Raw genomic sequence first — 7,329 nt, 5'->3', positions numbered from 1 at the left:
AGCGCCCGGATCGCCGCCGCCTCGCGCGGCGAGGCGATCACCCCGTCGGCGCCGGCGTCCAGGGCACGTTCTGCGCGTTCGCAGACGATCTCGGCCAGGTCGCCCGGCCGGATCATCGCCGCGTCGAGATCGGCGCGGTCCAGCGAGGTGAGCACGGTGACGGCGAGGATCTTCAGCCCGCTGCCTGCGGCGCCCTGCTTGGCGGCCTGCACCACCTGCGGATCGCCATGCACGGTAAGAAAGTCGAGATCGAACTGCGCCAGTCCGCGCACCGCCGCCTCGACCGTGGCGGAGATGTCGAACAGCTTCATATCGAGGAAGATGCGCTTGCCATGTTCCTGCTTGAGCTCGTTGGCCAGCGCCAGGCCGCCGCCGGTAAGCATGCCCAGCCCGATCTTGTAGAAGCTGACCGCCTCGCCCAGCTGTTCGGTCAGGGCCAGGGCCTGCACGGCGTTTGGCAGGTCGAGCGCTACGATCAGGCGGTCATCGGACATGGGGGGCTCCTCAGGTGTTGCGCGGCTGGAGGGGCCATAACGCAAATGCGCCGCCGGGGCCAGCGCGAGGGGCGGCGCGGCGCGGCCGGGTGATGGCGGCGGTTCGCACAGGCGAAAGAGACGGAATTTGCCGCGCCGCCGCCTCTTGAAGCTGCGGGGCGCGTGCCCAAATGTTATCCGAGGCCCAGGGCCGGGCGTGCCGCGTTGCGGGCGGCCGGCAGGCGGGCGCTTGATAAGGAGAGACTGATGGACTTGAACAAGTTCACCGAGCGGGCACGGGGATTCGTGCAGGCCGCTCAGACGATCGCGCTGCGCGAGGGGCATCAGCGGCTGACGCCCGAACACCTTCTCAAGGCATTGATGGACGATGACCAGGGGCTGGCCAGCAACCTGATCACGCGCGCGGGCGGGGCGCCGGCGCGGGTGGCCGAGGCGCTGGACCTGGCGATGGCCAAGCAGCCCAAGGTCAGCGGCGATGCCGGGCAGGTGTATCTGGACGGTGCCACCGCCAAGGTGCTGGGCGAGGCCGAGACGCTGGCCAGGAAGGCCGGCGACAGCTTTGTGCCGGTGGAACGTATCCTGATGGCGCTGTGCATGGTGAAATCGCCAGCCAAGTCGGCGCTGGAGGCCGGCGCGGTGTCGGCGCAGTCGCTGAACCAGGCGATCAACGACATCCGCCAGGGCCGCACCGCCGATTCGGCCAGCGCCGAAGACAGCTATGAGGCGCTGAAGAAATACGCCCAGGACCTGACCGAGCGTGCCCGCGCGGGCAAGATCGACCCGATCATAGGCCGCGACGAGGAGATCCGCCGCGCCATGCAGGTGCTGAGCCGGCGGACCAAGAACAACCCGGTGCTGATCGGCGATCCCGGTGTCGGCAAGACCGCGATTGCCGAGGGGCTGGCGCTGCGCATCGTCAATGGCGACGTGCCCGAGAGCCTGAAGGACAAGAAGCTGTTGGCGCTGGATATGGGGGCGCTGATTGCCGGGGCGAAATATCGTGGCGAGTTCGAGGAGCGGCTGAAAGGCGTGCTGAACGAGGTCACCGCGGCGGCGGGCGAGATCATCCTGTTCATCGACGAGATGCACACGCTGGTCGGCGCCGGCAAGACCGATGGCGCGATGGATGCGGCCAACCTGATCAAGCCGGCGCTGGCGCGCGGCGAGCTGCATTGCGTGGGCGCCACCACGCTGGACGAGTACCGCAAATATGTCGAGAAGGACGCGGCGCTGGCCCGGCGGTTCCAGCCGGTGATGGTGAACGAGCCGACGGTGGAGGACACCATCAGCATCCTGCGCGGCATCAAGGAGAAATACGAGCTGCACCACGGCGTGCGGATCTCCGACTCGGCGCTGGTGGCGGCGGCGACGATGTCGAACCGCTATATCACCGACCGGTTCCTGCCGGACAAGGCCATCGACCTGGTCGACGAGGCCGCCAGCCGGCTGCGGATGGAGGTGGATTCCAAGCCCGAGGAGCTGGACCAGCTGGACCGCAACATCCTGCAGATGCAAATCGAGGTCGAGGCGCTGAAGCTGGAAGATGACGCCGCCTCCAAGGACCGGCTGGCCAAGCTGGAAAAGGAATTGTCGGCGCTGCAGGAGAAAAGCGCCGAGATGACCGCCCAGTGGCAGGCCGAGCGCGACAAGCTGGCCTCGGCCCGCGACCTGAAGGAGCAGCTGGACCGTGCCCGCGCCGATCTGGAGATTGCCAAGCGCGAGGGCAACCTGGCCCGCGCCGGCGAACTGTCCTACGGGGTGATCCCGCAGCTGGAGAAACAGCTGGCCGAGGCCGAGAAGGCCGAGGACCAGGGCATGATGGTAGAAGAGGCGGTGCGCCCCGAGCAGATCGCCGCGGTGGTCGAACGCTGGACCGGCATCCCGATGTCGAAGATGCTGGAAGGCGAGCGCGACAAGCTACTGCGGATGGAAGATGACCTGCACAAGCGGGTGATCGGCCAGGACCTGGCGGTGCGGGCGGTGTCGAACGCGGTGCGCCGGGCGCGCGCCGGGCTGCAGGACGAGAACCGGCCGCTGGGTTCGTTCCTGTTCCTCGGGCCCACCGGTGTCGGCAAGACCGAGCTGACCAAGGCGCTGGCCGAGTTCCTGTTCGACGACGAGAACGCGATGGTGCGGATCGACATGAGCGAATTCATGGAGAAACATTCGGTCGCCCGCCTGATCGGGGCACCGCCGGGCTATGTCGGCTATGACGAGGGCGGAGTGCTGACCGAGGCGGTGCGGCGCCGGCCCTATCAGGTGGTGCTGTTCGACGAGGTCGAAAAGGCACATCCCGATGTCTTCAACGTGCTGCTGCAGGTGCTGGATGACGGGGTGCTGACCGACGGGCAGGGCCACAAGGTCGATTTCAAGCAGACGCTGATCGTGCTGACCTCGAACCTGGGCGCGCAGGCGCTGAGCCAGCTGCCGGAAGGCGCCGATGCCGCCGATGCCCGGCGCGACGTGATGGATGCGGTGCGGGCACATTTCCGCCCCGAATTCTTGAACCGGCTGGACGAGACCATCATCTTCGACCGGCTGCAGCGCAAAGATATGGATGCGATTGTCGATATCCAGCTGGCGCGGCTGGGCAAGCGGCTGGCCGGGCGCAAGATCACCCTGGAGCTGGACGCATCGGCACGGCAATGGCTGGCCGACGAGGGCTATGACCCGGTCTTCGGGGCGCGGCCGCTGAAGCGGGTGATCCAGCGCGCGCTGCAGAACCCGCTGGCCGAGATGCTGCTGGCCGGTGATGTTCTGGACGGCGGCACCGTGCCGGTCAGCGCCGGTTCCGACGGGCTGATCATCGGCGACCGGGTGTCGGCCTCGAACCGGCAGCCGCCGCGCGATGCGGTGGTGCATTAAAGGAGCGCCAAGGCGCGACCGAGACCAAGTGCCATTGGCCCGGGCGACCAGCCCGGGCCGCGCCCAACCCTCTGCGCGGCTTGCCACTCCGGGCGTTCCCGATCACTCTGAACCAAGGACACGGGCGCGCAGTCGCCCGGCCAGGCATGTCGGAGGTGTGGAATGAGTTTTGCGATGAACGCGCTGGAAGTGCTGGTGCTGGTCTTCGTGGCGCTGATCGGGCTGGCGGTGCTGGTGGCGGCGGTGGTGTTTCTGATCGACCGGATGCAGACCGCCGATGCGATCCGCCGCAATTATCCGGTGATCGGGCGGTTTCGGCGGCTGTTTACCGAGCTGGGCGAATTCTTCCGGCAGTATTTCTTTGCCATGGATCGCGAGGAGCTGCCGTTCAACCGGGCGCAGCGCGACTGGGTCAACCGCGCGGCCGGGGGGAAGGGCAACACGGTGGCCTTCGGGTCGACCCGCAACCTGGGCGTTCCGGGCACGCCGATTTTCGTCAATGCCACCTTTCCGCCGCTGGACGATCAATATGCCAGTTCGACGCCGATGATCATCGGCCCCGGCGCGCGCCAGCCTTACGCGGCGCCGTCCTTCTTCAACATTTCCGGCATGAGTTTTGGCGCGATATCGAAGCCGGCGGTGCAGGCGCTGAGCCGGGGCGCGAACGCGGCCGGCGTGTGGCTGAACACCGGCGAGGGCGGGTTGAGCCCGTTTCACCTGGAAGGCGGCTGTGACATCGTCTTTCAGATCGGCACCGCGAAATACGGCGTGCGCGACGCCCATGGCCTGCTGTCGGACGAAAAGCTGGCCGAGGTGGCGGCGCATCCGCAGGTGAAGATGTTCGAGATCAAGCTGGCGCAGGGGGCCAAGCCCGGCAAGGGCGGCATCCTGCCCGGCGCCAAGGTGACGCCCGAGATCGCCGAGATCCGCGGCATCCAGGTGGGCCAGGACAGCCTGTCGCCAAACCGGCACCCGGAAGTGGCCAGTTTCGACGACCTGCTGGACCTGGTGGCGCATATCCGCGAGGTCACCGGCAAGCCGGTGGGGATCAAGACGGTGGTGGGGTCGCTGGAGGCGTTTGACGACCTGTTTGCCGCCATCGATCGGCGCGGCGCGGCGGGCGCGCCGGATTTCATCACCCTGGACGGTGGCGAGGGCGGCACCGGGGCGGCGCCGATGCCGCTGATCGATCTGGTGGGCATGTCGGTGCGCGAGGCGCTGCCGCAGGTGGCGAACCTGCGCGACCGGCACGGGCTGAAGGGGCGGATCCGGCTGATCGCCTCGGGCAAGCTGGTCAATCCCGGCGATGTGGCCTGGGCGCTGGCGGCGGGGGCCGATTTCGTGACCTCGGCGCGCGGCTTCATGTTCGCGCTGGGCTGCATCCAGGCGCTGAAATGCAACCGCAACACCTGCCCGACCGGGATCACCACCCATGATCCGCGCCTGCAAAAGGGGCTGGTGGTGGCCGACAAGGACCAGCGCGTGGCGCATTATGCGCGCGGCATCATCCACGAGGTCGAAACCATCGCCCATTCGGTGGGGGTGGCCGAACCGCGGCTGATGCGGCGGCGGCATGTGCGCATCGTGCAGGCCGGCGGCACCAGCCTGCCGCTGAACGAGATCCTGCCAAGTTACAGTTCCGTCGCCGAATCGTGAGGCGAAATGTTTTGGTGGAGCGCGCGGCTGCGCGTACTTCTTCTGTAACAATGGAAGGAGATGCCGATGGCCCGACGCTGGAAAAACGACCTGAGCGCTGCCGATGTGACCCCCTATGGCGCGTTCCTGAACCGCCGGCAATTGCTGGCCGGGGCGGCGGGGCTGGGCCTGGCCACGGCGGCGCGCCCGGTGGCGGCGGCGGCCGAGGGGCTGGAGCCCAACAGCTGGGAAGAGATCACCACCTATAACAACTATTACGAGTTCGGCACCGGCAAGAGCGACCCGGCGAGCTATGCGTATATGCTGACCACCCAGCCCTGGAGCGTGACCATCGACGGGCTGGTCGACCGGCCCGGCGACTATAGTCTCGAACAGATCCTGGGCGAGATGACGATAGAACAGCGGATCTACCGGTTCCGCTGTGTCGAGGCCTGGTCGATGGTGATTCCGTGGAACGGATTCGAACTGGCCGACCTGCTGGAGATGGCCGGGGTTCAGGACGGCGCCAAATACGTCGCCTTCGAAACCGTGCTGCGCCGCGAAGAGATGCCGGGCACGCGCTATCCGATCCTGGACTGGCCCTATGTCGAGGGCCTGCGGCTGGACGAGGCGATGCATCCGCTGACGCTCATGGCAACCGGGATCTACGACCGGCCGGTGCCGAACCAGAATGGCGCGCCGATCCGGCTCGTGGTGCCGTGGAAATACGGCTACAAGTCGATCAAGTCGATCGTGCGCATCACCCTGACCGAGTCCGAGCCGCCGACCAGCTGGAACAAGGCCAATGCGCGGGAATACGGGTTCTACAGCAACGTGAACCCCGAGGTGTCGCATCCGCGCTGGTCGCAGGCCACCGAACGGCCGATCGGCGGCGGGTTGTTTGCCCGGCGGCAGCCGACGCTGATGTTCAACGGGTATCAGGACGAGGTGGCCGCCATGTATGATGGTATGGACCTCAGCGTGTATCACTGATGACGGTTGCGGCGCCCCAGTTGCAGTCGGTCCTGACCTGTCCGCGTTGCGGCCACGCCAGCCAAGAGCGGATGCCGGAAGACGCCTGCCTGTATTTTTATGACTGCGCTGGCTGCGGTGCGGTGCTGCGGCCGAAGCCGGGTGACTGCTGCGTCTTCTGTTCCTATGGCAGCGTGGCCTGCCCGCCGGTGCAGGCCGGAGGCTGCTGCGCGTGAGCCTGGGGGAGCGGATCAATGGCGGCCTGCGCCGGGTGCCGACCTGGGCGCTCTATATCCTGGGGATGCTGCCGGCGCCCTGGCTGCTGTGGCAGGGCGCGACTGGCGCGCTGGGGGTCGAGCCGATCCGCGCGCTGGAGCACGAGCTGGGGCAGTGGGCGCTGTGGTTCCTGATTGCGGGGCTGGCGGTGACGCCCCTGCGCCGGTTTGCCGGGCTGAACCTGTTGAAGTTCCGCCGGGCGCTGGGGCTGATCGCCTTCTACTATGTGTTCTGTCACCTGCTGGTCTGGATCGTGCTGGATGTGCAGATCCTGGGGCAGGTCTGGGCCGATATTGCCAAGCGGCCCTATATCACCATCGGCATGGCGGCGTTCGTGCTGCTGATCCCGCTGGCGCTGACCTCGAACAACTGGTCGGTGCGCAAGCTGGGGCCGCGGTGGCGGACACTGCACAAGGCGGTCTATGCCGCGGCGGTTCTGGGGGCGATGCATTTCGTGATGCTGGTGAAGGGATTCCAGATCGAGCCGCTGGTCTACCTCGGCATCATCCTGGCGCTGCTGGGGCTGCGGATGATTCCGCGCAAACGCCGGGTTGCGGTGCGCCAGACGGCGGGGTGACTCGCGTCCAGCTGGCCGAGTCGACGGGAATCGGCGTTTTTTCCGGGGGGTGACTCGGCGCGATTCAGGAGCGGTTCGGGACAGTCTTGGGGGTAACCGTGTGGATAACCCAAGATCTAGTGTTAGCGCCCGAAACGAGTCGCCGTGAGCCGGAGCTGGAAAACCGCTCTCGCCGCGGGTGCGCAAGTTTCTTCGCCCGCAAAGCACTGAAATTAAACGGAAAATGAGAATTCCGAAAAAAATGTGACGTTTCTTGAAAAAAGGGGTTGCGGGTACACCGACCTATCCGTAAATAGCCCTTCACCGGCGGCGCTGAGGCGCACGACGGGGCGCCAGACGGGCCGGACGAAAACGGGACGGCGACGAGGCGGACGACGAAAAACAGAGGTAATGCAGGCGGGGCGCGCCGAGTAAGATTAGGGCGCATCCTGTAGGTTTTGTCTCTACGCTCTTTGACATTGATGATAACTGAAGAGATATGTGGGCGGTTTGGTCCAATCGATGGATCAG

6 protein-coding genes are annotated in these 7,329 nt (G+C 66.5%); 5 read left to right on the top strand and 1 reads right to left on the bottom strand.

Annotated features, from left to right (window positions below; all coding sequences use genetic code 11):
- On the bottom strand, positions 1-494 hold a 494-nt coding region (gene pyrF / locus CVM52_RS27100; protein WP_100164521.1), incomplete at its 3' end, for an orotidine-5'-phosphate decarboxylase.
- A gap of 246 nt (positions 495-740) precedes the next feature.
- Here pyrF and clpB point away from each other — a divergent pair.
- From clpB to msrQ, 5 genes are all read left to right on the top strand, one after another.
- On the top strand, positions 741-3,359 hold the full coding sequence (gene clpB / locus CVM52_RS21970; protein ID WP_100164520.1) for an ATP-dependent chaperone ClpB: 2,619 nt from the start codon (positions 741-743) through the stop codon (positions 3,357-3,359).
- A 162-nt stretch (positions 3,360-3,521) separates the two neighbouring features.
- Complete coding sequence (locus CVM52_RS21965; RefSeq protein ID WP_100164519.1) at positions 3,522-5,015, top strand: FMN-binding glutamate synthase family protein; 1,494 nt, start codon at positions 3,522-3,524, stop codon at positions 5,013-5,015.
- Positions 5,016-5,081: 66 nt separating this feature from the next.
- The gene (msrP, locus tag CVM52_RS21960; RefSeq protein ID WP_100164523.1) at positions 5,082-5,987 is read left to right on the top strand and encodes a protein-methionine-sulfoxide reductase catalytic subunit MsrP; all 906 of its coding nucleotides are present in this window, start codon (positions 5,082-5,084) and stop codon (positions 5,985-5,987) included.
- Positions 5,987-6,202 (top strand): GDCCVxC domain-containing (seleno)protein, encoded by a 216-nt coding sequence (locus CVM52_RS27805; protein WP_100164518.1) that lies wholly within the window; start codon positions 5,987-5,989, stop codon positions 6,200-6,202. Before msrP ends, CVM52_RS27805 begins: the two co-directional genes overlap by 1 nt.
- Positions 6,199-6,819 (top strand): protein-methionine-sulfoxide reductase heme-binding subunit MsrQ, encoded by a 621-nt coding sequence (msrQ, locus tag CVM52_RS21950; protein WP_370741677.1) that lies wholly within the window; start codon positions 6,199-6,201, stop codon positions 6,817-6,819. The genes CVM52_RS27805 and msrQ overlap by 4 nt, the downstream gene beginning before the upstream one ends.
- Positions 6,820-7,329 lie beyond the last annotated feature (510 nt).

It is taken from the genome of Pseudooceanicola lipolyticus, assembly GCF_002786325.1.
Classification (GTDB): domain Bacteria; phylum Pseudomonadota; class Alphaproteobacteria; order Rhodobacterales; family Rhodobacteraceae; genus Pseudooceanicola_C; species Pseudooceanicola_C lipolyticus.
The sequence above is the reverse complement of the archived record's forward strand: the minus strand, read 5'-3'. Positions and strand labels throughout refer to the sequence as shown.

What these genes read in the sequence shown, in the direction of transcription:
- msrP (WP_100164523.1), top strand. Translation starts at nt 5,082, where the DNA reads ATGGCCCGACGCTGGAAAAACGACCTGAGCGCTGCCGATGTGACCCCC.
- CVM52_RS21965 (WP_100164519.1), top strand. Translation starts at nt 3,522, where the DNA reads ATGAGTTTTGCGATGAACGCGCTGGAAGTGCTGGTGCTGGTCTTCGTG.
- CVM52_RS27805 (WP_100164518.1), top strand. Translation starts at nt 5,987, where the DNA reads ATGACGGTTGCGGCGCCCCAGTTGCAGTCGGTCCTGACCTGTCCGCGT.
- clpB (WP_100164520.1), top strand. Translation starts at nt 741, where the DNA reads ATGGACTTGAACAAGTTCACCGAGCGGGCACGGGGATTCGTGCAGGCC.